At 72.1% G+C, this 22,125-nt stretch carries 23 protein-coding genes and 1 pseudogene; 8 read left to right on the forward strand and 16 right to left on the reverse strand.

Annotated features, from left to right (window positions below):
* Positions 1-58 precede the first annotated feature (58 nt).
* Complete coding sequence (locus NYF13_RS13505) at positions 59-1,132, reverse strand: YncE family protein (RefSeq protein ID WP_315656684.1); 1,074 nt, start codon at positions 1,130-1,132, stop codon at positions 59-61.
* A 113-nt stretch (positions 1,133-1,245) separates the two neighbouring features.
* Here NYF13_RS13505 and NYF13_RS13510 point away from each other — a divergent pair, with 113 nt between their 5' ends.
* A complete protein-coding gene (locus tag NYF13_RS13510; RefSeq protein ID WP_315656685.1) occupies positions 1,246-2,199 on the forward strand; it encodes a LysR family transcriptional regulator in 954 nt (317 codons plus the stop codon).
* On the opposite strand, the gene NYF13_RS13515 is transcribed toward NYF13_RS13510, so the two are convergent.
* The 6 genes from NYF13_RS13515 to mgtA all read right to left on the reverse strand — a co-directional run bounded on the left by NYF13_RS13515 (position 2,177) and on the right by mgtA (position 10,050).
* Positions 2,177-2,689 (reverse strand): HtaA domain-containing protein, encoded by a 513-nt coding sequence (locus tag NYF13_RS13515; protein WP_315656686.1) that lies wholly within the window; start codon positions 2,687-2,689, stop codon positions 2,177-2,179. The genes NYF13_RS13510 and NYF13_RS13515 overlap by 23 nt on opposite strands.
* Positions 2,690-2,751: 62 nt before the next feature.
* A complete protein-coding gene (locus NYF13_RS13520) occupies positions 2,752-3,558 on the reverse strand; it encodes a DNA-formamidopyrimidine glycosylase family protein (RefSeq protein ID WP_315656687.1) in 807 nt (268 codons plus the stop codon).
* A gap of 10 nt (positions 3,559-3,568) precedes the next feature.
* Positions 3,569-4,891 (reverse strand): nitrate/sulfonate/bicarbonate ABC transporter ATP-binding protein, encoded by a 1,323-nt coding sequence (locus tag NYF13_RS13525; RefSeq protein ID WP_315656688.1) that lies wholly within the window; start codon positions 4,889-4,891, stop codon positions 3,569-3,571.
* 16 nt (positions 4,892-4,907) lie between these two features.
* On the reverse strand, positions 4,908-6,647 hold the full coding sequence (locus tag NYF13_RS13530; RefSeq protein WP_315656689.1) for an ABC transporter permease subunit: 1,740 nt from the start codon (positions 6,645-6,647) through the stop codon (positions 4,908-4,910).
* A 5-nt stretch (positions 6,648-6,652) separates the two neighbouring features.
* Positions 6,653-7,375 (reverse strand): MgtC/SapB family protein, encoded by a 723-nt coding sequence (locus NYF13_RS13535; RefSeq protein ID WP_315656690.1) that lies wholly within the window; start codon positions 7,373-7,375, stop codon positions 6,653-6,655.
* Positions 7,376-7,437: 62 nt separating this feature from the next.
* Positions 7,438-10,050 (reverse strand): magnesium-translocating P-type ATPase, encoded by a 2,613-nt coding sequence (gene mgtA, locus NYF13_RS13540; protein WP_315656691.1) that lies wholly within the window; start codon positions 10,048-10,050, stop codon positions 7,438-7,440.
* A gap of 557 nt (positions 10,051-10,607) precedes the next feature.
* On the opposite strand from mgtA, the gene NYF13_RS13545 reads away from it, so the two are divergent.
* Together NYF13_RS13545 and NYF13_RS13550 are read left to right on the forward strand one after the other, a co-directional pair.
* Positions 10,608-10,916 (forward strand): metalloregulator ArsR/SmtB family transcription factor, encoded by a 309-nt coding sequence (locus NYF13_RS13545; RefSeq protein WP_315656693.1) that lies wholly within the window; start codon positions 10,608-10,610, stop codon positions 10,914-10,916.
* A gap of 215 nt (positions 10,917-11,131) precedes the next feature.
* Positions 11,132-11,488: a hypothetical protein gene (locus NYF13_RS13550; RefSeq protein WP_315656694.1), complete on the forward strand. Its 357-nt coding sequence runs from the start codon at positions 11,132-11,134 to the stop codon at positions 11,486-11,488.
* A 134-nt stretch (positions 11,489-11,622) separates the two neighbouring features.
* Here NYF13_RS13550 and NYF13_RS13555 read toward each other — a convergent pair whose 3' ends face one another.
* The gene (locus tag NYF13_RS13555; protein WP_315656695.1) at positions 11,623-12,567 is read right to left on the reverse strand and encodes a glycoside hydrolase family 43 protein; all 945 of its coding nucleotides are present in this window, start codon (positions 12,565-12,567) and stop codon (positions 11,623-11,625) included.
* Between the two features lie 300 nt (positions 12,568-12,867).
* Between NYF13_RS13555 and NYF13_RS13560 the strand changes: the two genes are divergently transcribed.
* The 3 genes from NYF13_RS13560 to NYF13_RS13570 all read left to right on the forward strand — a co-directional run bounded on the left by NYF13_RS13560 (position 12,868) and on the right by NYF13_RS13570 (position 15,020).
* Positions 12,868-13,716 (forward strand): hypothetical protein, encoded by an 849-nt coding sequence (locus NYF13_RS13560; protein ID WP_315656697.1) that lies wholly within the window; start codon positions 12,868-12,870, stop codon positions 13,714-13,716.
* Positions 13,717-14,009: 293 nt separating this feature from the next.
* Complete coding sequence (locus NYF13_RS13565; protein WP_315656699.1) at positions 14,010-14,351, forward strand: hypothetical protein; 342 nt, start codon at positions 14,010-14,012, stop codon at positions 14,349-14,351.
* Positions 14,352-14,672: 321 nt separating this feature from the next.
* Positions 14,673-15,020 carry a hypothetical protein gene (locus tag NYF13_RS13570; protein ID WP_315656701.1) on the forward strand — a complete coding sequence of 116 codons (348 nt, stop codon included), beginning with the start codon at positions 14,673-14,675 and terminating at the stop codon, positions 15,018-15,020.
* 303 nt (positions 15,021-15,323) lie between these two features.
* On the opposite strand, the gene NYF13_RS13575 is transcribed toward NYF13_RS13570, so the two are convergent.
* The 4 genes and pseudogenes from NYF13_RS13575 to NYF13_RS13590 form a co-directional block, all read right to left on the reverse strand.
* On the reverse strand, positions 15,324-15,761 hold the full coding sequence (locus tag NYF13_RS13575) for a hypothetical protein (protein ID WP_315656703.1): 438 nt from the start codon (positions 15,759-15,761) through the stop codon (positions 15,324-15,326).
* A 120-nt stretch (positions 15,762-15,881) separates the two neighbouring features.
* On the reverse strand, positions 15,882-16,601 hold the full coding sequence (locus NYF13_RS13580; RefSeq protein ID WP_315656704.1) for a 2OG-Fe(II) oxygenase: 720 nt from the start codon (positions 16,599-16,601) through the stop codon (positions 15,882-15,884).
* A 195-nt stretch (positions 16,602-16,796) separates the two neighbouring features.
* Positions 16,797-17,384 (reverse strand): annotated as a pseudogene (locus NYF13_RS13585) (isocitrate lyase/phosphoenolpyruvate mutase family protein); the annotation flags it as partial.
* Positions 17,385-17,397: 13 nt separating this feature from the next.
* The gene (locus tag NYF13_RS13590) at positions 17,398-17,568 is read right to left on the reverse strand and encodes an isocitrate lyase/phosphoenolpyruvate mutase family protein (protein WP_315656706.1); all 171 of its coding nucleotides are present in this window, start codon (positions 17,566-17,568) and stop codon (positions 17,398-17,400) included.
* Between the two features lie 216 nt (positions 17,569-17,784).
* Between NYF13_RS13590 and NYF13_RS13595 the strand changes: the two genes are divergently transcribed.
* A complete protein-coding gene (locus NYF13_RS13595) occupies positions 17,785-18,237 on the forward strand; it encodes a very short patch repair endonuclease (protein ID WP_315656707.1) in 453 nt (150 codons plus the stop codon).
* A complete protein-coding gene (locus tag NYF13_RS13600) occupies positions 18,234-18,818 on the forward strand; it encodes a methylated-DNA--[protein]-cysteine S-methyltransferase (RefSeq protein ID WP_315656708.1) in 585 nt (194 codons plus the stop codon). Before NYF13_RS13595 ends, NYF13_RS13600 begins: the two co-directional genes overlap by 4 nt.
* Here the strand turns inward: NYF13_RS13600 and NYF13_RS13605 are convergent.
* The 4 genes from NYF13_RS13605 to NYF13_RS13620 form a co-directional block, all read right to left on the reverse strand.
* Positions 18,796-19,560 carry a MerR family transcriptional regulator gene (locus tag NYF13_RS13605; protein WP_315656709.1) on the reverse strand — a complete coding sequence of 255 codons (765 nt, stop codon included), beginning with the start codon at positions 19,558-19,560 and terminating at the stop codon, positions 18,796-18,798. The genes NYF13_RS13600 and NYF13_RS13605 overlap by 23 nt on opposite strands.
* Before the next feature lie 151 nt (positions 19,561-19,711).
* A complete protein-coding gene (locus NYF13_RS13610) occupies positions 19,712-20,977 on the reverse strand; it encodes a hypothetical protein (RefSeq protein WP_315656710.1) in 1,266 nt (421 codons plus the stop codon).
* A complete protein-coding gene (locus NYF13_RS13615) occupies positions 20,974-21,309 on the reverse strand; it encodes a type VII secretion target (RefSeq protein ID WP_315656711.1) in 336 nt (111 codons plus the stop codon). The genes NYF13_RS13610 and NYF13_RS13615 overlap by 4 nt, the downstream gene beginning before the upstream one ends.
* The gene (locus NYF13_RS13620) at positions 21,306-21,977 is read right to left on the reverse strand and encodes a YbaB/EbfC family nucleoid-associated protein (RefSeq protein WP_315656712.1); all 672 of its coding nucleotides are present in this window, start codon (positions 21,975-21,977) and stop codon (positions 21,306-21,308) included. The genes NYF13_RS13615 and NYF13_RS13620 overlap by 4 nt, the downstream gene beginning before the upstream one ends.
* Positions 21,978-22,125: the final 148 nt, after the last annotated feature.

Below are 22,125 nucleotides of genomic sequence, written 5' to 3' on the forward strand. Positions count from 1 at the left end.
GACCCTGCGGCGAGCCGGACCGGCGCCCGTCGAGCGAGGGGCGCCGGTCTCGCCGGGCTCAGGCGTGGGGGCCGGTGATGTAGGCGAGCCCGTGCGCACCGGGTTCACCGGCGCGCGCCACCTCCAGGGTGTCGAGCACGGCCGGCCGCGCCGGATCGGCCAGGTCGACCACGGTGACGGTGGAGGAGCCGATGGCCGCGAGGTAGGCCCGGGACCCGTCGGGGGACGAGGTCAGCGTCAGCGGCAGGGAACCGACCTCGGCCGTGCCCACCAGTTCGACCTCGGCCGCCGTCGGGCCCGCCCACACGGTCAGCCGCCCGCCGGGCACACCGGGACCGAAGATGCCGCCTTCGAGGGGGGTGCCGAGGTCGGCCGGGGTCCGCACCTCACCGGCCAGCAGCAGCCCGGTGGCCGTCCAGTGCACCGGGATCACGGTGAACTCCGTGGGCAGGGTGGCCGTGATCCGGCCGCTGCCGGTGTCGATCAGCAGCAGCGACGGGTCGGTCGACCGGCGGGAGAAATCGGCCTTCGGCGCGGCCACCGCCAGGGTCGAACCGTCCGGGCTGACCGAAATGCCCTCGCTCCCGGACACGGGGATGCGGCCGGCCAGTGCGCCGGTGGCCAGCTCGACCACGGTCACGAACGGCGCCTCCTTGTTGGCCGCGTAACCGAGCTTGCCGTCCGGGTCGATGGCGAACCAGTGCGGTCCGGGGGCGAGGGTGTCGATGCGGCGCAACACTTTCCGCGTGGTCGTGTCGAGCACGACCACCCCGCCGGGGCCCGCCGGACCGGCCTCGACGCTCACGTAGAGCCGGCGCCGGACCGGGTCCAGGGCCAGTCCGTGCGGGCCGTGCTCGGGCGACAGGTCGATCACCTCGACGATCCGGCCGGTGTCCGGGTCGATCAGGGTGAGCTGGTGGGCGCGGCCGGCGTTGTGGTCGTAGTAGCCGTCGGTGTAGCTGCTGGTGCAGTAGAGCAGGCGGTGTTCGGCGTCGAAGCACAGCTCGTGCGGCTGCGCCGGTACCTCCAGCACGCTTTCGGCCCGGTGCGTGACGGCGTCGAACAGGGTGACGGTCGGTCCGCTCTGGCTGACCACGGCCAGCCGGTCGCCGGGTTGGGGTCGGGACACCACGATTTCTCCTTCATGGTCGATGATCGGGTCCGGCCCCCACGGTCACCCCGGCCCCGGTGCCGCCACAATGGGAATGTCGGCACGCAATAGTTGTCCAGAACGGAAGAACGCTGGTGAACAGGCAGATCATCGACGCCAACCTGGTGGTCGCGCTGGACGCGCTGCTGGCCGAGCACAGCGTCACCCGGGCCGCGGAACGGCTGCACACCTCTCCGGCGGCGATGAGCCGCACCCTCGGCCGGCTGCGACGGCTGCTGGGCGACCCGTTGCTGGTGCGCGCCGGCCAGGCCATGGTGCCCACCCCGCGGGCCGAGGAGATGCGCGAGGAGGTGGCGGCGGTCGTGCGGCGGTGCGGGGCGCTGCTCGCCCCGGGCACCGACGTCGACCCGGGCACGCTCAACCGCACGTTCACCCTCCAGGCGGCCGACCTGGTCGCCGCCGCCGTGGCGCCGCGGCTGCTGGCGGTCGCGGCCGAGGAGGCGCCCGGGGTGGCGGTGCGGTTCCGCGCCGAGGACCTGGAGGGCGGCCCGGCGCTGCGGGAGGGTCAGGTCGACCTGGAAATCGGCGCGCTCGACCACGTCGACCCCGAGATCCGCAGCGAACAGCTCCTCGGCCTGCGGATGGTGGCCGGGGTGCGCGCGGGCCATCCGCTGACCGCGGGAAAGCTCACCCCGGCCCGGTTCGCGGCCGCTTCGCACGTGGTCGTGAGCCGTCGCGGCCGGTTCACCGGACCGGCCGACGCCGCGCTGGCCGGGCTCGGGCTGAACCGGCGCGTGGTGGCCGTGCTGCCCAGCCATCTGGCCGCGATGACCCTGGCCACCCGCAGCGACCTCGTCTGCCTGGTCCCGGTGACCGATCCCGGGGCCGCGGCCAACCCGATGACCGAGGTGGCCCGCTCGCTGGGCCTGCGGCTGCTGGACCTGCCGTTCCCGTTGCCGCCGCTGGCCATCGGCATGGCCTGGCATCCCCGCCAGGCCGCCGACGGCGGGCACGGCTGGCTGCGCTCGGCCGTCCGCCGGGCGCTGGCGCAGGGGCCGGCCCCGCTCAGTCCTGGTGCGGCACCGTGATGGTCAGCTCCTCCAGCGGCTCGCCCGGCTGGTAGCTGCCGCCGAACAGGTCCACCGACTCCGGCGCCAGGCGCACATCCGTGGCGTGCCAGTGGTCCAGGCCGTCCGCGGTCTCCGGCCCGGTCAGGGTGAAGGTGGCCAGCCGCAACCGCTGCGGCTCCTTCGACTCCGGGTCCACCACGGTCAGCTCGGCCGCGCCTTCGCGCAGGTACACCCGGGGCTCGGCGATCTGCACGAACAGCAGACCGTAGTGCCCGCTGAACCGGACGTCGCCGCCGAAGGCGAACTTCAGGCCGGGTTCGGCGGCCGCGTCGGCGTCCAGCGGGAACAGCAGCTCGTTGCGATCGTTCACGGCGGCGCCGCGGCCCAGGTAGGCGCGGCCGTCCGGCATGCGCGCGACGTACCCGAGGAAGCTGCTCTTGACCGCCCAGCGCAGGCAGTGGATCGGGGGAGCGGCGGCCTCGGGCGCGGCGCCGGCGTCTTCGGTCATGAGGGAATCCTTCTGCAGCACGGGGGGACTGTCCAGGGCGGGGTGCTCACGGTGCGGGGTGCTCACGGTGCGGGTTGCTCGGCGCTGCACCACCAGCTCGTGCGCCCGCCGACCTTGCCCCGCGCCATGGGCGCCTGGTCACGGGGGCAGCGGGCGCCGGGCCGCCGGAACTCGACGACGGTGAGCGTGTGCACCCCGCCGTTCTTCAGCGCGGCGGTGACCGACGCGCGGGTGGCGCGCAGCAGCCGCGTCACCTCGGGCGCGGTCAGCTCGTCGACCGGGCGGGCCGGGTTGAGCCGGGCCCGCCACAGGATCTCGTCGGCCAGCAGGTTCCCGATCCCGGCGATGGCGTGCTGGTCCAGCAGCCGCGCCTTGACCGGTGCGGTCCCGGTGGCCACCGCGGCCCGGAACTCGGCCGGGGTCACCGTCGCGGCGTCCGGGCCGAGCTGCTCGATCGCCGGGTCGAGCACGATCCGGCCGAGCCGGCGCGGGTCGACCAGCATCAGCCGGCCGCCGTCTTCGAAGGTGAGGGCGAACCGCAGCCACCGGTGGTCGCCCGCCCCGCGGCCGCGCTTCCAGTAGTCGCCGCCGTCGACCTCGGTGCCGTCCCCCTCGGCGATCACGATCTTGCCGGACATGCCGAGGTGGAGGCCGAGCACCGGCCCGCCCTCCCCGGTGTCGCACCACAGCGACTTGCCCTGGCGGTGCGCCGCTCGCAGCTTCGTGCCCAGCAGCGCCCCGCGGATCTCGCCGGGTCGATGCGGACGGCACACGTAGCTGTCGGTGTCGTCCACTTCGACGATCAGCCGCCCGAGCGCGGCTCGTTCGATCACCGATCGGGCCGACTCGACCTCTGGCAGTTCCGGCATGATCACCACCTTACGACGGCCGCGGGCTCCGGTGGGCCGGGTCGAGGGTGATCTGGCCGGCGTCGGTGTCGTAGTCGAACAGCTCGGCGTAGCGGCCCCAGTCGATCGCGGTGTCGAGCTGCTGACGGGCGTCCTCGGCGGAGAAGCCGCGGCGGAGCAGGTCGAGGAAGAACGCGGCCCGCAGGGTGCCGTCGCTGCTCGCGGCCAGCGCCTTGAAGATGGTCCGGACCAGCGGGGCGCGGTGGCGGGCCTGCTCGGCGAAGATCTTCTTGCGGTCCTGGATGCCGGCGGTGGTGAACGCGGTGCCCATCGGGGTGAGGTTGAGGCCGGCGCCCGCGACGAACAGGAAGTCGAGCATGGCCGCGGCGTCGACCAGGGGCAGCAGGTCGTCGATCTCGAAGCTCAGCTCGGCCGCGATGTCGGGCAGGTCCACGCGCCCGCCCTGCGCGTGCACGATCCCGGCCAGTCCGGCCAGCCCGCCGACCGAAGCCATCGGCAACGGCCGCGCGGTGGGCGTGGCCTCGGTCGGCTCGGGCCCCCCGTGGTCCGGCTCGCGGCCGGTGAGCAGGTCGTAGAGCCGGTCGACCAGCGCCGCGAACGCCGGGGCGCGCCGGTCGCGCGGGCGCGCCGGGCCGACCGCGACCTCGGCGCTGATGTGCCCGGGGTTGGTGCCGAGCACGATCACCCGGTCGGCGAGCAGCACGGCCTCCTCGATGTTGTGCGTGACGATGCAGATGCCCCGGGTCGGGAACCGCTCGCCGTCCCACAGGCCCATCAGCTCGGAGCGGAGGTTCTCGGCGGTGAGCACGTCGAGCGCGGAGAACGGCTCGTCCATCAGCAGCAGGTCGGGTTCCAGCACCAGCGCCCGCGCGAAGCCGACGCGCTGGCGCATCCCCCCGGACAACTCCTTGGGGTAGGCCGATTCGAAGCCGTCCAGGCCGATCAGGTCGATCGCCTCGAGCGCGCGCTCGCGCCGCCGCGCCGGCGCGACACTCCGGGCGGCCAGTCCGAGTTCGACGTTGTCCTGCACGGTCAGCCACGGCATCAGCGCGAACGACTGGAACACCATGGCGGTGCCGGGGTTGGCGCCGTTCAGCTCGGTCCCGCGGTAGCGGACGGTGCCGCTGGTCGGCTCGATCAGCCCGGCGATGGTGCGCAGCAGGGTCGACTTGCCGGAGCCGGACCGGCCGAGCAGCGCGACGATCTCGCCGGCCCGCAGCTCGAGGGAGACCGTGTCGAGGACTCGCAGCTCGTCCCCGGCCGCGCCGGTGAAGCTCTTGGACACCTTTTCGACGCTGACCAGCACGTCGCCGGTGCGCGCAGAAGCGGACATGGGGGTTCCTCCGGAATCAGGTGAGGGAGAAGCGGCGTTCGGCCAGGGCGTAGAGCCGGCGCCAGAACAGCCGGTTGAGACCGACGACGTAGAGGCTCATCACCGCCACGCCGATCAGGATCCGCGCCGCGTCCCCGGCCCCGGTGGCGTCCTTGATGTAGGCGCCGAGGCCGGTCGCGGTGAGGGTGGTGCCGTGGTAGGAAACGACTTCCGCGACGATCGAGGCGTTCCAGGCGCCGCCGGCCGCGGTGATGCCGCCGGTGACGTAGGCGGGGAAGACGGCGGGCAGGACCAGCCTGCGCCACCACAGCTTCCGGGGCAGCCGCAGGCTCGACGCGACCTCGCGCAGGTCGTTCGGGATGGCACTGGCCCCGGCGATGACGTTGAACAGGATGTACCACTGCGCGCCGAGGGCCATCAGCAGGATTCCGCCCCAGTCCAGGCTGATCCCGGTGGCCAGCAGCACCCCGGTGACCAGCGGGAACAGGAAGTTCGCCGGAAAGCTGGCCAGCACCTGCACCACCGGCTGGGCCAGCCGGGCCACCCGCGGGTTCAGCCCGATCCACACCCCGGCCGGCACCCAGGCCAGCGTCGCGGCCGCGACCAGCGCGAGCACCCGGGCGAAGGTGATCAGCCCGAGCCACAACGCGTGCCCGACTTCGCCGAAGCCGGTGGTGCCCGCGATGAAGGCGGCCATCCGCACCAGCCCGTAGCCGATCAGGGCGAGCACGACCACGGTGAACGCCACGTCCCCGGCCCGGCGGCGCACCGGCGAGGTCCGCAGCGGGTGTTCGGCCAGTCCGAGCCCGGCCATCACCCGGTCCAGCGGGAACACCAGCCGGCCGAAGAGGCCGCCGAGGAACGCTGGGATGCGTGAGCGCCGCAGCAAGGTGAGCACGACGCTTCGGGGTGCTTCGGCCGTTTCGGAGTCTTCGACCCGGAAGCGCTCGGCCCACGCGGTGAGCGGACGCCAGAACAGCACGTTCACCCCGACCACCATCACGATCATCACCGCGATGGCCAGCAGCACTTTGCCGAGGTCGCCCTCGTCGGTGGCGGTCGCGACGTACGCGCCGATACCGGGCAGCGCGTAGTCGTGGTTGTCCACGCTGAGTGCTTCGGACGCGGTGAGGAAGAACCAGCCGCCGCCGAAGCTCATCATCCCGTTCCAGACCAGCCCGATCATCCCGCTGGGCGCGTCGACCCGCCAGAACCGCTGCCACCGCGAGAGCCGCAGCAGCCGCGACGCCTCGTCGAGCTCCCGTGGCTGCGACACCAGCGAGTGGTAGAAGGCGAAGGCCATGTTCCAGGCCTGCGAGGTGAAGATCGCGAAGATCGACGCGGACTCCAGGCCCAGCTGCGAACCCGGGAACAGCGCGATGAACCCGGTGATGGTCACCGACAGGAAACCGAGGACGGGCACCGACTGGAGGATGTCCAGCACCGGGATGAGCACCTTCTCCGCGCGCCGCAGCCGGGCCGCGGCGGTGGCGTAGACGAAGGTGAAGACCACCGAGAAAGCCAGTGCGATGAACATCCGCAGCAGCGAACGTCCGGCGTAGTAAGGGAGTTCGGCCGGATCGGTGGACACTGTGGACGGTGCGGTGGCCGCGTCCCACGGGAGGGTGGTGCCGTGCGCGAGCCGCACGACCAGCCACAGCAGCGCGGCCGCGCCGAGGAACACCAGCACGTCGGCGGCGACGGCCCCGGGCCGGGTCGCCGCGCCGCGGGTGGGGAAGGGGCGAAGCAGGGACATCGGGCTCAGCTCTCGTCTTCACGGCCGGTGAAGGCCTCGGTCTCCCAGCGCACGCTGGTCACCGACGGCTCCATGGACAGCCGGCTGACCGCCGACTCCATCTGCTTGTCGTCGCGCTGGCCGGCCGAGAGCTCGGCGCGCACCTCGACCCGCCCGCTGCCCTCGCCGCCGACGTTGGTGCTGGTCACCGAGCGCAGCGCGAACTCGGTGCGGGTCAGCGCCTGCACCAGCAGGCTCCGCACGTGCGCCTCGGCGTCGTCGGTGGTCACGGCCAGGAACGTGTAGGACGCCGGGGTCTCCGCGCCGGTGTCCGGGCGGCGGTCCACCACCCGCCCCAGCGGGCGCAGCGCGACGTTGACGGCGACCACGACCACCGTGCCCGCCACCGCGACCCCGTACAGCCCGGCCCCGCACAGCGAACCGACCGCGGCCGAGCACCACAGCGTCGCGGCGGTGTTCAGCCCGCGCACGGTCAGGCCCTCGCGCAGGATCACCCCGGCGCCGAGGAACCCGATCCCGGACACGATCTGCGCGGCCACCCGGGTCGGGTCGGCGGCGGCGCCGCTGAAGCCGTGCGCGGAAAGCAGCACGAACAGGGTCGCGCCCGCGGCCACCAGCGCGTTCGTCCGCAGCCCGGCCATCCGCGCGCGGTACTGCCGCTCGAACCCGATCACCGTGCCGAGCCCCACACCGCTGCCCAGGCGCAGCACCATCTCCGCAGTCGTCATCTGCGCTCTCACTTTCATCGCCGAAATTCGGGAGGTCGTCGCTTACGGGAGGCTCGACCGGGTCACCACAACGCCGGGGCGCGCCGCGCGTACCAGCGCCGGACCGCGAGCACGGCCAGTCCGTAAGCGACGAGCACGAGCGCCAGCCACAGCAGGTAACCGGCGGGCAGCGGGTGCATCCGCAACCCCGGGGCCAGCGGTGAAAGCGGCAGCAGCAGCCCGGCCAGCCCGGCCGCCGCCGCGGCGAGCACCAACGGGCGCGCCGGGCGGCCGCGGCCCCGCAGGAGCAGCACCACGGCCAGTTGCGAGAGCAGTCCTTCGACGAACCAGCCGGTCTGGAACAGCAGCGGCTGCGAGCCCACGTCGAACACCCACCACAGCACCGCGAAGGTGGACAGGTCGAAGATCGAGCTGAGCGGGCCGAACACGAGCATGAACCGGGTCAGCCCGCGCGCGTCCCACCGCCGCGGCCGGCGCAGGTAGTCCTGGTCGACGCGGTCCCAGGCCAGCGCGATCTGGGCGGCGTCGTAGAGCAGGTTCGCCACCATGAGCTGGATCGGCAGGATCGGGAGGAACGGCAGGAAGGCGCTCGCCGCGAGCACGGTCAGCACGTTGCCGAAGTTCGAGGCGGCGGTGATGTTGACGTACTTCTGCGTGTTGCCCAGCGTCCGGCGGCCTTCGACCACCCCGCCGGCGAGCACCCCGAGATCGCGGTCCAGCAGCACCAGGTCGGCCGCGTCCTTGGCCGCGTCGGTCGCGGTGTCCGGGGCGATGCCGACGTCGGCGGTGCGCAACGCGGTCACGTCGTTGACCCCGTCGCCGACGAAACCGACCGCGCGGCCGTTGGCCCGCAGCGCCGCGACCAGCCGGGCCTTGTGCGCCGGGGTGAGCTTCGCGAAGACCGTGGTGCGCTCGACCAGCACGCACAGGTCGGCCTCGTCCGCCTCGTCGATTTCGCGGCCGAGCACGACCTCACCGGCCGGCACGCCGACCTGGTCCGCCACCTGGGCCGCGACGTACGGGTTGTCGCCGGTGAGGATCTTCACCGCCACCCCGTGCCGGTCCAGCTCGCGCACGGCGGCGGCCGAGCCGTCGCGGACCGGGTCCACGAAACCGACGTAACCGACCAGCACCAGCTCGTTCTCGTCGCCGGCGTCGTACCCGCCGAGGTGTTGGTGGAACTCGCGCGCGGCCACGGCGAGGACGCGCAGTCCGTGCCGGGCGTACGCGCGCACGAGGTCGGCCGCCGCCGCCCGGACGTCCGCGGTCAGCTCGGCCACCTCGCCGTCGCGGCGGGCGTGCGAGCAGCGCGGCAGGACCTCGTCCGGATCCCCTTTGCAGATCAGGATCTCCTGGCCGGCCGGGTGGCTCACCACCACGGTGGCTCGGCGCCGTTCGTGGTCGAAGGCGATCTCGTCGACCGGTTCGAACAGGGCCTCGGTGACCAGGTCCTCGTCCGCGTCGGCGAGCTGTTCGGCGATGGCCTGGTCGAGCCGGTCGTGCCGGTCGGACTGGAAGTGCACGGCCAGGTAGGCGTATTCGGCCGCCTCGCCGTCCGGGCGGCCGGAGAGGTCGATGCTGTGCGCGTAGGCGACGCGGTCCTCGGTGAGCGTGCCGGTCTTGTCCACGCACAACACGTCCATCGCCGCGAGGTCCTGGATCGCGTTGAGCCGCTTGACGATCACCCGCCGCCGCGAAAGCCGGACCGCGCCGCGGGCCAGGTTCGTGGTCACGATCACCGGCAGCATCTCCGGGGTCAGGCCGACCGCGACGGCCGCGGCGAACATGCCCGCCTGCGCCCAGTCCCCGGTGACCACGCCGTTGACCATCAGCACGATCGGCGCCATCACCAGCATGAACTTCAGCAGCGTCCAGCCGACCCGGCGCACCCCGAGGTCGAAGCTCGATTCCCCGCGGGGCGCGGCGGACTGCGCGGCCAGCGAGCCGAAGTAGGTGGCCGCGCCGGTCGCGACCACCACCGCCGTCGCGCGGCCGCCGACCACCGCCGTGCCGGCGAACCCCAGCGCGGGCGAGTCGATGAGCTCCGGCCGGGCGGACCGCCGGCGGTGCGGCCGCTGCCCCTCCGGCCGCCGCTTGGCGACCGGAAGCGCTTCCCCGGACAACGCCGACTGGTTCACCACCAGGTCCCCGGCCGCGACCACCCGCACGTCCGCGGGCACCACGTCGCCGGGACCCAGCTGCACCACGTCCCCGGGCACCAGGTCGCTCGTCGGGATTTCCCGGTCCTGGGCGGGAAATCCCTCGGCCGCCCGGCGCCGCACGGTGACGGTGGTGCTCACCCGGTCGCGCAGTGCCCGCACCGCGCGCTCGGACCGGGTGCCCTGCCAGAAGCGCAGCGCCACGCTCAGCACCACCACCGCGCTCACGGTGAGCGCGCCGCGCAGGTCGCCGACCACGGCGAACACCACACCGAGCCCGGTCAGCAGCGCGACGAACGGGCTCCGCACCGCCGCCCAGACCTGGACGGCCCGGCCGGGCCGGGCGGCCGTCGCGACCTGGTTGTCGCCGTGCCGCCGCAGCCGGTCGGCCGCCTCGGCCTCGGTCAGCCCCTTGGGCGTGCTTTCGAGCCGCTGGAAGACGGTGAGCACCGGGGCGTCGGCGAGTTCGGCGGTGCACCCCCGGTCGGCGGCGGGCAGCGTGGGAAAACGGGGCATCGGGGGTCCTGTCCGTGGAGGCCGGAGCGGAGTGCGACGACAGCGGCCCGGATCGAGCCCGGATCAAGCCCAGACGAGCGCTCACGAGCACTGACTGGCCCCGACTGGCCCCGACTGGCCCCGACGGGCACTGACTGGCGCTGACGGGCACTGGCTGAACGCTGATGACAGCGGCACCGATCACGCGGACCCGGCCGTACCTACCCCGGTTGGTGCCGGGTGGGCCGGTGCTCCGCGCGATCGCGACTACTACTTCCTTCGCCGGTCACCCGGCTCACCTCCTCCCCACGACAGGCCGGTCCCGCCCGGGACCGCCGGGTTCCAGTAGAGCGCACCCGGACCGTAACAGTCAAACGCTTGTACAAGTATCGGTCGTAGGTCACGCTACGAGGGCGAACCGAGAGGATGGACCCGTGCCCACCCCCACCCCACCCGGCCCCCGATCGCCCGGCCCCCGATCGCCCGGACCGCGGCCGTCCGAGCCCCCGCCGTCCGAAGCTCTGCCGCTCGAACCGCGGCCGCCCGAGCCACTGCCACTGGAACCGCTGCCACCCGACTTGCTCCAGTCCGCCGCCGGCACGTTCGCCCTGCTCTCGGCCACCGTGCGGCTGCACATCCTGTGGCTGCTGGCCGAGGGCGAGCGCGATGTCGGCACCCTCGCCGAGGGCACCGGCCAGAGCGTCGCCACGGTCAGCCACCACCTGGGCAAGCTGAAGCTGGCCGGTCTGGTCCGCTCCCGCCGGTCCGGCAAGCGGCAGATCTACCTCGCCGAGGACCCGCTCGTCGCGGAGGTCGTCCAGCTCGCTATCCGTTACCACAGTGAGGCGCGGGGCGCATCGGGACACCGTCGCGCCCGGGGGGCCTGAACGGGTGATCGCGGTTGGATTGGTGTCCCCGCCGATCGCCCGATAATTCCCCCATCGGGTTAGCAAAAACCCGGTCAGAGAAGCGCGAACTGACACGATGGTGGAACGAACTGGAAACCACTCGCCGGTGTCCGTAGCTTTCTCGGCGGCAGCACGGTGTGGCCGAACGCCGCGGCTGCCGAACCGTTCGTCAATTCTCACTAGGAGTTACCCGCATGTTGAAGAAGATCGGCTTCCTGACCGCGGCGATGGCCGCCGGCGCCCTGCTGTTCGGCGGCATGGCCTCGGCCAGCACCCAGAGCCACGGCTGGGACAACGACGGTTGGGACCAGAGCGGCCAGGTCGGCCTGGTCAACCTGAACAACATCGACGTGGCGCACAACGTGGACGCCACCCTCGGCCTGTGCGACAACGACATCAACGTCCTCGGCGTGCAGGTGCCCGTCCGCGACTCCGCGAACGGCGTCGGCCTGCCGATCCTTTCGCCCGGCAAGAACACCGCGGCCGGCGCGACCCCGAAGAACTGCGCCTCGGGTGGCGTGGCCGACGGCGGCAGCATCCAGCACAACTGAGTACCCACGTCCGCGCCGTGACGGCGCCGGGACCGGGGTCGATACCGACATTCCCGGTCCCGGTTCCGGTGCCCCGCGGCGTGTGACCACGGCCGTCGCGCTCTTTCCGAGCGCGGCGGCCGTTCTCGTGCGCCTCACCCGAGCCGGGGGAGGTCGTCCGGGAAGGTGATCGGCAGCCGGTACAGGCCGCGGGCCTGGCGCCGGCCGTCGAGCCAGCCGTGGAAGTAGATGCTCCCGTCGACCACGTCGGCGCCGCCCGGTCCGTCGACCCGGCCACCGAGCAGTTCCGTGAACAGCAGCGGGGCGTCCGCCTTCACGAACGGGCCGGCCAGAGTGGGCGCCGAGGCGTAACTGGTGTGATAGCCGGAGCTCTGGAACGTGTCGGCCGAATAGAACAGCAGGTACCTCGAAGGCGTCTTCACCATCGAAGGCGCTTCGACTACCTTCTTCTCCGCGTTGAGGTCCGCGCGGAGCAGTTCGGTGCGGGGGCCGGTGAGGGTGCGCCCGTCCGGGCCCAGCTTCTGCGACCAGATCGCCGCGGGCGGGCCGACGGCCACGCCGTCGGACTTGTACAGCAGGTAGCGAGTGCCGTCGGAGTCGACGAAGGCCTGCGGATCGATGTCGCCGCCGTCCTCGGGCCGGCAGACCAGCGGCCGGTCACCGACCGGCTGGTACGGGCCCGTCGGCTTCGTGGCGGTCGCCGTGCCGAGGCACATCGGGCCCTTCGGCGCCAGCGGCGCGGCGAAGTACAGCAAGAAGGTTCCGTCCGCCAGCGCGGTGACGTCCGGGGCCCAGAACCCGCCGCCCGGCTTGGCCCACTTCGGCCCGGCGGCGAGCGCGTCGCCGACGACCCGCCACGGTCCCTCCGGGGCGGGCGAGCCGGCCACCGGCACCTTCCCGGAGCCGGTGCCGGTGGAGAACGCGAGGTAGCCCGAACCGGTCTTGAAGATGTCGGGATCCGGGAAGTCCTGCCGCAACAGGAGCTGGGGCGCACCGGCGGCCGACGCGAGCGGGCTGTGGGAGAGCAGCAGGAGGGCGGCGGCGGCGAAAGCGCCACCGGCCCGGCGGAAAGAGCGCATGCCACCGATTCTCGCCGTCGCGTAACCCCGTCAGCGAATCGGAAACCTGGTGTCACCCTGGCGTGCATCCCGGTTTACCGGGGCGGAAAAGGGATTGCCCAGGTGGACCGGAGTTTTTCCGGGTTTACTGGACGGAAGTCAGGAACACAGCTGGGCGGATCGCCTTTCACCAGGGCAGATCCGGGGCGCAGCCGGAGTAGGGTCGGTTCGGCGGGCAAGACGCCCGACAATCCCGGCGCTCGCTCGCGACACCACGTTTTTCATCTCGGGCGCCTTTCCCTTGAGAGGAAAAGAACTGTCATGTCGAAAAAACGGACGCTACTGTCCGCCTTGCTGTTCGCCCCGCTGTGCCTCGCGCTGCCCGGAACCGCGCTCGCCGCGGGTGGGCCCACCGACCATAACGAGGTGCTGCCGGCCACCATCGGCTGGTGGCCCGGCGGGTCCAGCAGCCAGGAGGATTCGGTCGTGTTCGCCGGCATCGGCGGAGCGGGGGCGCTGCACCACAAGTCCGGCACCGACGGCTGGGGCAACCACTGGAGCGAGGGCGGCGGCGCCGTGGCCGGGATCGGCGGTGCCGCGGTGCTGCACAGCGAGCGCCACTCGCACTGGGGCGGCCACCGCCCGCAGTGGCCCGCGGGCGACGATCTGCGGACCCGGGCCCAGCTCCCGGCACCCGCGCGCAAGCCGGTCGTGACGGCGGCGCCGGTGAAGGCCGCGGAGCCGGTGGCGACAAAGACGGAGCAGGCCGAGGCGGCCCCGGCCGAGACGATGCCGGCCAGGACGGTGTCGGCCGACCGGGTCGCGGACACCTCCGCCCGCCCGGCCCGTGACGTCACCACGGACCGGGGGCTGCGGGGCCACCGCCACTCCCGTCCGGTGCACCACGATTCGGACGCTTCGTTCCACGAGGGAACCACCATCGCGGGTCCGACCGGGGCCTCTTCCTGGGACGTGGCCAGCGCGGCGGGGCGTGATCACGCCTGGTACAGCGCTTCCGCGCTGACCGCGGGCCCGCAGGGTGCGGCCTCGAACGGCACCGTCGCCGTGGCCGTCCCGGAGGCGGCGGGGTACAAGTCCTGGAACGTGGCGGCCGGTCCGACCGGGTCCTACAGCCACTCGACCGAGGCGTCCGCGCACGTTCTCGACTGACCCTGGCTGAACCCGGCTGAACGAACACGGCGAAGGGCTGACGCGGATGCGTCAGCCCTTCGCCGTGTTGTCCGTACGGGGTGCAATCGCGGCGCGCGTGCCTCCAACTGGAGGTTTTCCGCTGGGGCAGGGCGGTTGCCGCCGCTTCCGGCGAATCCATATCATGGGTTGGCGGTTCAGCCAGCAGCCGAGGGAGGACGGGGTTTCCCGGATGGGCCCGCCGGCTGTGGTTCTTCCTGAACGACTTCGTGCGCGGGCGGTTTCCACGTCCACGCGGTGGACTCGGGGGAGGAATGGAAAGTCATCTGCTGATCGGCGCCCCGGGCGCCATCTACACCGCGCGCCTGGTGGCCATCACCGGGGACCGGCTCATCCACCCGGCCGACGCGCAGAACGACCTCGCGCGGATCGTGCTCCGGTGGGCCCGGGCCTGGGTCCCGGAGACCTGGGCCGCGCGCCGGCACTTCGACGCGCTGGGGATCGGGGACGGGGAGTCCCCGCAGTACGCGGACCGGGACGTGACCGGCTGGCTGCTGCTGCGGCCGCAGCCGGAATCGCTGGCCGCGCAGGTGCGTTCGAACCGGCTGGACGTCGCCACCGCGCTCGCCGCGGAAGCGGAAGCCTGGCCCGGGTAGGCGCAGTTCCAGCCCGGTCCCGTGCCACCTTCGCCGGTGGTGCGGGGTTCGCCGCTATCCGGAATATTCTGTCCTGCGACGCGGCCCAATTCTTCTTGGTCCGATGCGCAATAACTGGACCGAATCCCCTGAACGGGGCATCAAGTGCCGGTCACGGGTCGGGCCCTTCACACGATGGTGGAACCGGCTGGAAACCGTTGCAGGTTTTCAGTACGTTTCACTTACGGTTCGGATAACACACCTTCATTGCCGAAACCGCTGATGCGGTCGTCCCACCCGACCGATGAAGTCTTGTTTACCGGAATTCCTGAGGAGATTCACATGCTGAAGAAGATCGGTCTCGTGACCGCCGCCCTGGCGGCCGGTGCTTTCCTGTTCGGCGGCGTCGCCTCCGCCAGCACCGCGGACTACCCGCACGGCGGGGACCAGAGCGGCCAGGTCGGCCTGCTCAACCTCAACAACACCGACCTGCTGCACAACGTCAACGTCACCCCGGGCATCTGCGGCAACGACGTGAACGTGCTCGGCGTGCAGGTGCCGATCCGCAACTCGCTGAACGGCATCGGTGTGCCGATCCTGTCGCCGGGTGAGAACACCGCCGCCGGTGTTTCCCCGTACAACTGCGCCTCGGGCACCATCGTCGACGGTGGCAGCGTCCAGGGCAACTGACCTCTGAGCCGCGGCCGCCTGCTGTGTGTGCGGACTGCCGGCCGAGGCACGGAGTACGACGGTTCGCCTCGGTGTCATGATGCGCGCCCGGAGCGTGGGGAAGTACTGGATCCTTCCTCGCTCCGGGCGCGCACGGCGCCGTGCGACGTCGGCACGGGTGGGATCGGCTACCTGCCCAGGTTTGACCCGATCCCACCCGGTGTGCTCGACACCGTAACTCACCCTCAGAACCCCGGCCACCGGAAACGGCGACCGGGGTTTTCTGGTGCGCGCCCCCGGATGCCCGGCCGGTAGTCCCCGATTTCAGTCGCCGGGCCGGAGCACGGTCCGCCGGACCGTCCACAGACGACCGTCCGGGTGGGCCCCGCACAGCCCGTCGAAGGTGCCGATTCCGCCCAGGGCGATCAGCTCGTGGTCAGCCAGCGAAGCGGTGACGAAGGTGCGTTCCGGTGACCAGCCGGTGTCCGTGACGAGCCGCCGTCCCATCGCCGCCCAGCCCGGCACCGTCGCGGCGACCAGCCACACGTCGGGTTCCGGACCGGCGAACCGGTGCGACGGCCGCCGCCACGAGGCCGCTGCTTCCGGCCAGCGGACGGTGTCCAGCACCATTCCGCCACCCTCGGCCCAGGCCGCGGCGAGCAGTTCGCCGTTCGCCCGGGAGATCTCGTCCGAAGCCGTGCCCACGACCGCGCTCACCGGCGCGGGCTTCAGCGAGCGGGCGGCTTCGACCAGTGCCGCCACCTCCTCCGGGCGGCAAGGACGGGGCGTGGGAACCACCGCTGCCGGCCGGAACGGCAACGGGGAGAACCCTTCCGGGACGGGACCGGGCGTGAACGGCATCAGCCGGCACCGAGCCCCGGCTCACCCGGCATCGTGGAACACCAGGCCCAGGGTGTGCCGAATTCCGCTGCGCACCAAGGAAACCCCGTGTCGTACCGGTCCCTTCGACCAGCCGCGAACCGAGGGCACCGGCTTCTCCCGCGTGGTGAAAACCAGCCCGTGCCCCTGCGGGATGAGCGTGGCCGTGCCGCGGGACTGGGCTCGCGGCCGTTGCTCGGTCAGCAGGAATTCGCCACCGGTGTGGTCGGTGCCCGGCTCGTTCAGGTTCACCACCACCTGCAGCGGGAAGACCTTGTCCCCGTAGAGGTCGCGGTGCAGCGCGTTCCAGCCGCCGGCCTCGTAGCGCAGCAGGATCGGTGTCGGCTTGGCCTGGCCCGCGCGGTGGCAGACCTCGAGCCACTCTTCGAGGGTTTCGGGCCATTCGGCCGCCCAGCGCAGTTTCTCCGACCAGTCCCGGGCGATCGGCAGTAGCCGGGGGTACAGGGCTTCGCGCAGTGCCTGTACCGGCTCCGGGAACGGTTCGGTGAAGTACTTGTAGTCCCCGTGGTCGCCGAAGCGGTGGCGGCGCAGGTTGATCGTGGCCCGGAACCGGTCCGGCTGGTCCCACAGGGCGATGATCCGCCGGCATTCCGCCGGGGTCAGCAGCGGTGGGGGGAGCAGCGCGCAGCCGACGTCGTCGAGTCCGGTCTTGACCGCTTCCCAGTCCGCGGCGGCCACACGGCCGGCGTAGGTCGTACCCATTGGGTGAGGCTCCTTCGTCGGGGGTTCACCAGGGAGACGGTGGCCGCGACCGGAACGTGAGGTCGTCACTGGGACGAGACGAGCCGTCCGAGGGCCAGTTCGGTGCGGTGGTGGTCTCTTCGCTGCCGGGCGGCCTTGGTGGCGGGCGATCACCTGGAATTCGGGCCTAGGTCTTCCCCTCGGATACGGCCGCCGTCACCGTGCGGTGCGGCTGTGGCCGGTGAGCTGGTCCTGCATCCGCCGGTAGTCGAGGGCCGGGGGGACCTGTGCTCCGTCCCGCACCGCGCGGGCCGCGGCGACCGCGGGGTGCAGCGCGGCCCGGTACGGCAGGGATCCGGTGCTCACGCGGCGGACGCCCAAGCGGCCCAGCACGCTCACGCTGAGCCCGGGCACCGGCAGGGTGTTCACCGGCACGGGCAGGTTCTGCGTGAGCTCCCGCAGCACCGCGGGCTCGGTCGCGCCGGGCACGAAGATCCCGTCCGCGCCGGCCTCGAAGTACGCCCGCGCGCGGTCGAGGGTCGGCTCCAGCCCGGCGTCCTGGCGGAGCCAGTAGGTGTCGACCCGCGCGTTCACGAACAGCTCCGGGTTCCGTCGTTTGACCTCGGACACCTTGGCCGCGGCCAGCTCCGGCGCGATCAGCCGCTCCGCGGTGCTGTCCTCGAGGTTGATCCCGGCCACCGGGAGCCACGCGACGTACTCGGCCACCTCGTCCGGGTCGTCGGAGTAGCCGTCCTCGACGTCGACACTCACGAACACCGGCAGCTCGCGCACGGACAGCGCGAGGGTGGGGTTCGCGTCACGGCTCGCCCGGCCGCCGTCCGGGTGCCCGTGGCTCGACGCGACCGGCGAAGCTGGTCGTGCCGAGGGCGGGGAACCCCGCCGCCACCATGGCCAGCGCGGAGGGCAGGTCCCAGGCGTTCGGCAGCACCAGCGGTTCGGGACCCTGGTGCAGTTCGGCGAAAGTCATGCGGCTCCTTGGTTCCGGGACGCACCCGAGCCGGGTTCGCCGTGGTCACGTCGGGGAGAGCAGCTCGGCGGTGCCCTCGATGCGGGCCCGGGCGGCGGTGAGCCCGCGCTCGATCTCGGCCCTGCGCCCGACCGTAACACCGAAATGGCCGGCCGAACCCGTCGCCGGGGTGGCGGCCGGACCTCACAGCCCGGCGGGGGCCGGCGTCTACCGGGTATGACCGGAAAGACCACGGACCGGCCCCCGTCCTGGGCCTCGACGCCGGCGGTGCGGCGTTCCATGCAGGGCAACCGTTCCCGCGACACGAGCCCGGAGCTGGCTCTCCGGCGGCTGGTGCACGCGGCCGGCTTGCGCTACCGCGTGGACGTGCGGCCGGTCGCCGCGCTGCGGCGGCGGGCGGACCTGGTGTTCACCCGGGCCAAGGTCGCGGTGTTCGTCGACGGCTGCTTCTGGCACGGCTGCGCGGACCACTACACCGAACCGGCCACCAACCGGCCGTACTGGGCGCAGAAGATCCAGGCGAACCGGGCCCGTGACGCGGACACGACCGCGCGCCTGCGTGAAGCGGGCTGGGCGGTCCTGCGCGTCTGGGAGCACGAAGCCCCGGCCGTGGCCGCGGCCCGGGTGGTCGGTGCCGTGCGTATCCCTGATGGAGGAGAACGAACATGATCGCGGTCAACAATGCGTCCACTGTGGACATGACGATCCTGCGCACCAGGCTGACCGGTTCGGCGCAGGCGGCGGGGGTGCTCGACGTCGCCTACCGCACCTTCGATTCACCGGTCGGCCCGCTGTTGCTGGCCGCCACCCCGGAGGGACTGGTGCGGGTGGCTTTCGAGGGCGAGGACCACGAAGCGGTGCTCGATTCGCTGGCCACCACCGTCAGTCCGCGGGTGCTCGCCGCGCCGAGCCGGCTCGACCCGGTCGCGCGGGAACTGGAGGAGTACTTCGCGGGGGAGCGGCCGCGGTTCGGGGTCGCGGTCGACCTCCGGGCGGTGCGGGGGTTCCGGCGCGCCGTGCTGGACCGGCTGGCCGGCATCCCGTTCGGCCACACCCGGAGCTACGCGCAGGTGGCGGCCGTCGCGGGCCGCCCCCGCGCGGTGCGGGCGGCCGGCACGGCGTGCGCGACGAATCCGGTGCCGGTGATCGTGCCCTGCCACCGCGTCGTCCGGTCGGACGGGACGCCCGGACGGTACCGCGGTGGCGAGGCGGCGAAGCTGGCCCTGCTCACGATGGAGGGTGCCCGCTGACCGGCCGGGGCAGCTCAGTCTTCCCGGTTTCCCGGCTCCGGAGGGCGATGCGGCGGATCACGTCGATCTGCGCCGGGTTGTACAGGTCCCCGATGGCCTGGACCACGGTCTGCGCGGCGAACCGCGGGCCGCCGGGGGCGTCACGGTGCACGCCCTCCGGCGTGGAGCTGCCGGAGAGCAACGCGTGGACCTGGGGGAACAGCCGCCACGCCAGTTCCGCGCGGGCCGGCTCGCCGGCGTCGGCGGGCAGGTGGTCGAACGCGTACATCTCCGGGCTCGTCCGGTGGTTCTGGAGCACTTCGGCGTAGGCCTGCAAACCCTGCGGGCCGAGCACCCGGGCCAGCACGACGACCAGTGAGCGGTCGTTCCCGGAGAGTCCGCCGGTGGCCGGGCCCAGTTCCAGCGGCAGGTCGGCCGGTGCCGCCTCCCGCAGGATCAGGGCGAGCTCGACCCGGATCCGCTGCAGCCGTTCGATGGTCGCGGACAGGTCGTCGTCCAGCGTGCGCAGCGCCTCTTCCGGGTGCTCGTCGGTGTCGCCCATGGCCGAGATCTGGGCCAGCGAGAAACCGAGGTCGATCAGTCGCTTGATCCGCAGGATCCGCACCAGGTGGGCGACGCCGTACTGCTTGTACCCGTTGGCCCGGCGTTCGGGCTCCTCCAACAACCCGATCGTGTGATAATGGCGGACCGCTCGCAACGTCGTGCCGGCGAGCTCGGCGATTTCCCGGGTGCTCCAGGCCACGACTACCCACCTCTTCCGGAACTGCGGCCGATCCCGGCGCGCTCGCGCCGGAGTACTCCAGTCAAAACCGTGACGGTGCGGCAGGGTCAACAGCTGCTTGGACGCGGACGGGAGTGGCCTGTATCACAGTAAACGGTTCGATCGGGGCCGGCTACTTCGCCTCGTCCTGGGCGTCGTCCTTCGGGCCGTCCTGAATGGCCGGGGGGAGGGCCTTGGTCAGGTCGACGATGGACTTCCCGCCCAGGCCCTGGGCGCCGTAGGTCGGATCGCTGATGATCTTCACCACCTTCTCGATCCCCTCCGCGGCTTCCTTGGCCTGGTCGTTCTTGATGAAGGTGATCGGCGCGCCGGTCCAGAATTCGAACCGGTCGAGGATCTTCTTTCGCTCCTTGGCGTCCGGGACCCGCTCTTCCAGCGTTTTGACCAGCTTGTCCTTCACCACCCGGGTGACCTTGTCGCCGATCTTCTCGTACGGCTTCCCGCCCGGCGGGGTGTCTTCGGGCGGCTTCGTGCCGGGGGTGTCGCCCGGCTTTCCCTCGATGGGCTTGGGCCCGGGGGGCGGCTCGGGGGTGAACGGCTTCTTCGGCACCTTGATCTTGTCGAGGTTGCCGCCGACCACCTTCTTCACGACCTCGTCGGCCGCGCCGCGCGTCTTGGCCAGGAGCTTGATCATCTCGGCGAGCTTCTTGGCCATGTCGGCGATCTTCTCGCCGATCCGCGCGATGGCCAGCCCGACCTCGATGATCGTGTCGCCGACCGCCGCGACGATCGAGGCGCCGAAGGTCCACGGCGCCAGTGCGACCGCGATGATCGCGGCCTTGACGATGCCGGCCAGCGTCATCGCGATGAGGTCGCGGATGACCCCGCGGACGGTGCCGACCAGCGCACCGGCGATCGACATCTGCTTGCCGGCGAAGTTGACGTAGCCGGCCAGCGCGTCGAGCTGGGCGGTGACGCCCTCCATGTCGGTGCGGAACTGGTCGGCCGCCTTGCCGGTCCAGCCCTTCAGGACGTCTTCGGTGGCGGTCTTGTGCTTCTCGGACTCCTGCGCGACCTTCTTGCCCTCGTCCCAGATCGCGTCCTTGGCCGCGTCGATGCCCTTCGGGTCGCCCATCAGGACGTCCAGCGGCCAGCGGAAGATGACAATGTGCTCGATCAGCCAGCCGATCCCGGCGGTGAGCAGCGAGCCGAGCGGGTCGAGGACCATGCCGAGGATGTCGACCGCCATGCCGACCGAGGCGATGGCGATGCTGGTCGAGTCGCCCTCGTCCACCGCCTTCTTCAGCCCGAACGCCGTGTCGAAGAAGCCGGCGCCGGCGGTGTCACCGCCACCGGGGTTCTCCGGGTCCCTGAAGTCGTCCGCGCTGATGCCGGCGTTGTTCCCGACATCACCGCGGTGGTACTCGCTGTCGCTCACTTGACTTCGACCTCTCCGAGCCCGTTGGCCGCGGTGGTGATCGCGTCCTTCGCGGCTTCGTCGCCTTCCTGGTAGTGCTTCGCGGCGTCACGCACCTTGTCGGAGAAGTCCTTCACCTTCGCCGAATAGTCGTGCAGGTGGTCCCGCGCCTTCCCGCAGTGCATGCTGGCGCCGGCCCCGTAGAGCTGACCGGCGACGATGCCGAAGATGCCCGGGTCGCCGACGCAGCTCCCCACCATGTCCGCGCTCTTCTGCAACTGCTCCTCGAGCTGGTCGAGGTGGGTGGCGAACGCGTCGAACGCCTCCTTTTGCGCCTTGATCCCGTCGCTCACCACGGCCTCATCTCTTCGTCGTCGGAGGGTTGTGGCCGGCGGGGCCGCGGTGACGCGGGGTTGGGCGGCGGCGCGGGCCGTCCAGGCGGTGGCACGGCCCCGCCCGGCGGGACGGCCCCGCCCGGCGGGACGGCCCCGCCCGGCGGCACGGCCCCGCCGGAGGGCGGAGTGGAGTAGCCCGGCGGCGGATAACCCGGCTGCGGCGGCATCGGGCGGCCCGGCATCGGGCGGCGGGCGGGCGGCGGCTGCTCCTCGTGCGCCTCCGGGGCCCACTTGTCCGGCTCGGGGTGGTCCGGGGCGTCTTCCCCGGTCTCGTCGACCTTCGGCAGGAAGGTGCGGACCAGCGCGGCGGCCTGGTCCTCGCCGTTGATCTCGGTGTAGGACTCGGCGATCTTGCCCGCGGTCTTGCGCTGGGCCTCGCGCACGGTCTTCATCACCAGCGCGGAGAGGTTGGCCGGGCCCAGGGTGCAGGCCCGGTGGCCGAACTCGATGGAGTCGAGCGAACCGTTCGCCTCCACCTTCACCGTCACCGAGCCGTCCTGGGACCGCACCGTGGAACCGGCGGCGGCGAACGCCGCGGCCAGCGCCTCGCCCCGCTCCTGGAGCTTCCTGGCTTCCCGCTCCAGGAGAAGGGCGAAGTCCTCGCCTGGCTGAAGATGGGGTTGCATGCGCCGCCTCGCCTCGGGTCTGGATGGGTGGCCGCCAGGGCACCGGATGGACAGTTCGAAGAGGTCTTCCGGTCGGGTGCCGTTTACCTCGTCTTGGGCTAAAAGCGGTATAGAACACCGTGCCGTCCGGGCATACTCAAGAGTTAAC

The organism is Amycolatopsis sp. PS_44_ISF1, from assembly GCF_032335455.1.
Taxonomy (GTDB): domain Bacteria; phylum Actinomycetota; class Actinomycetes; order Mycobacteriales; family Pseudonocardiaceae; genus Amycolatopsis.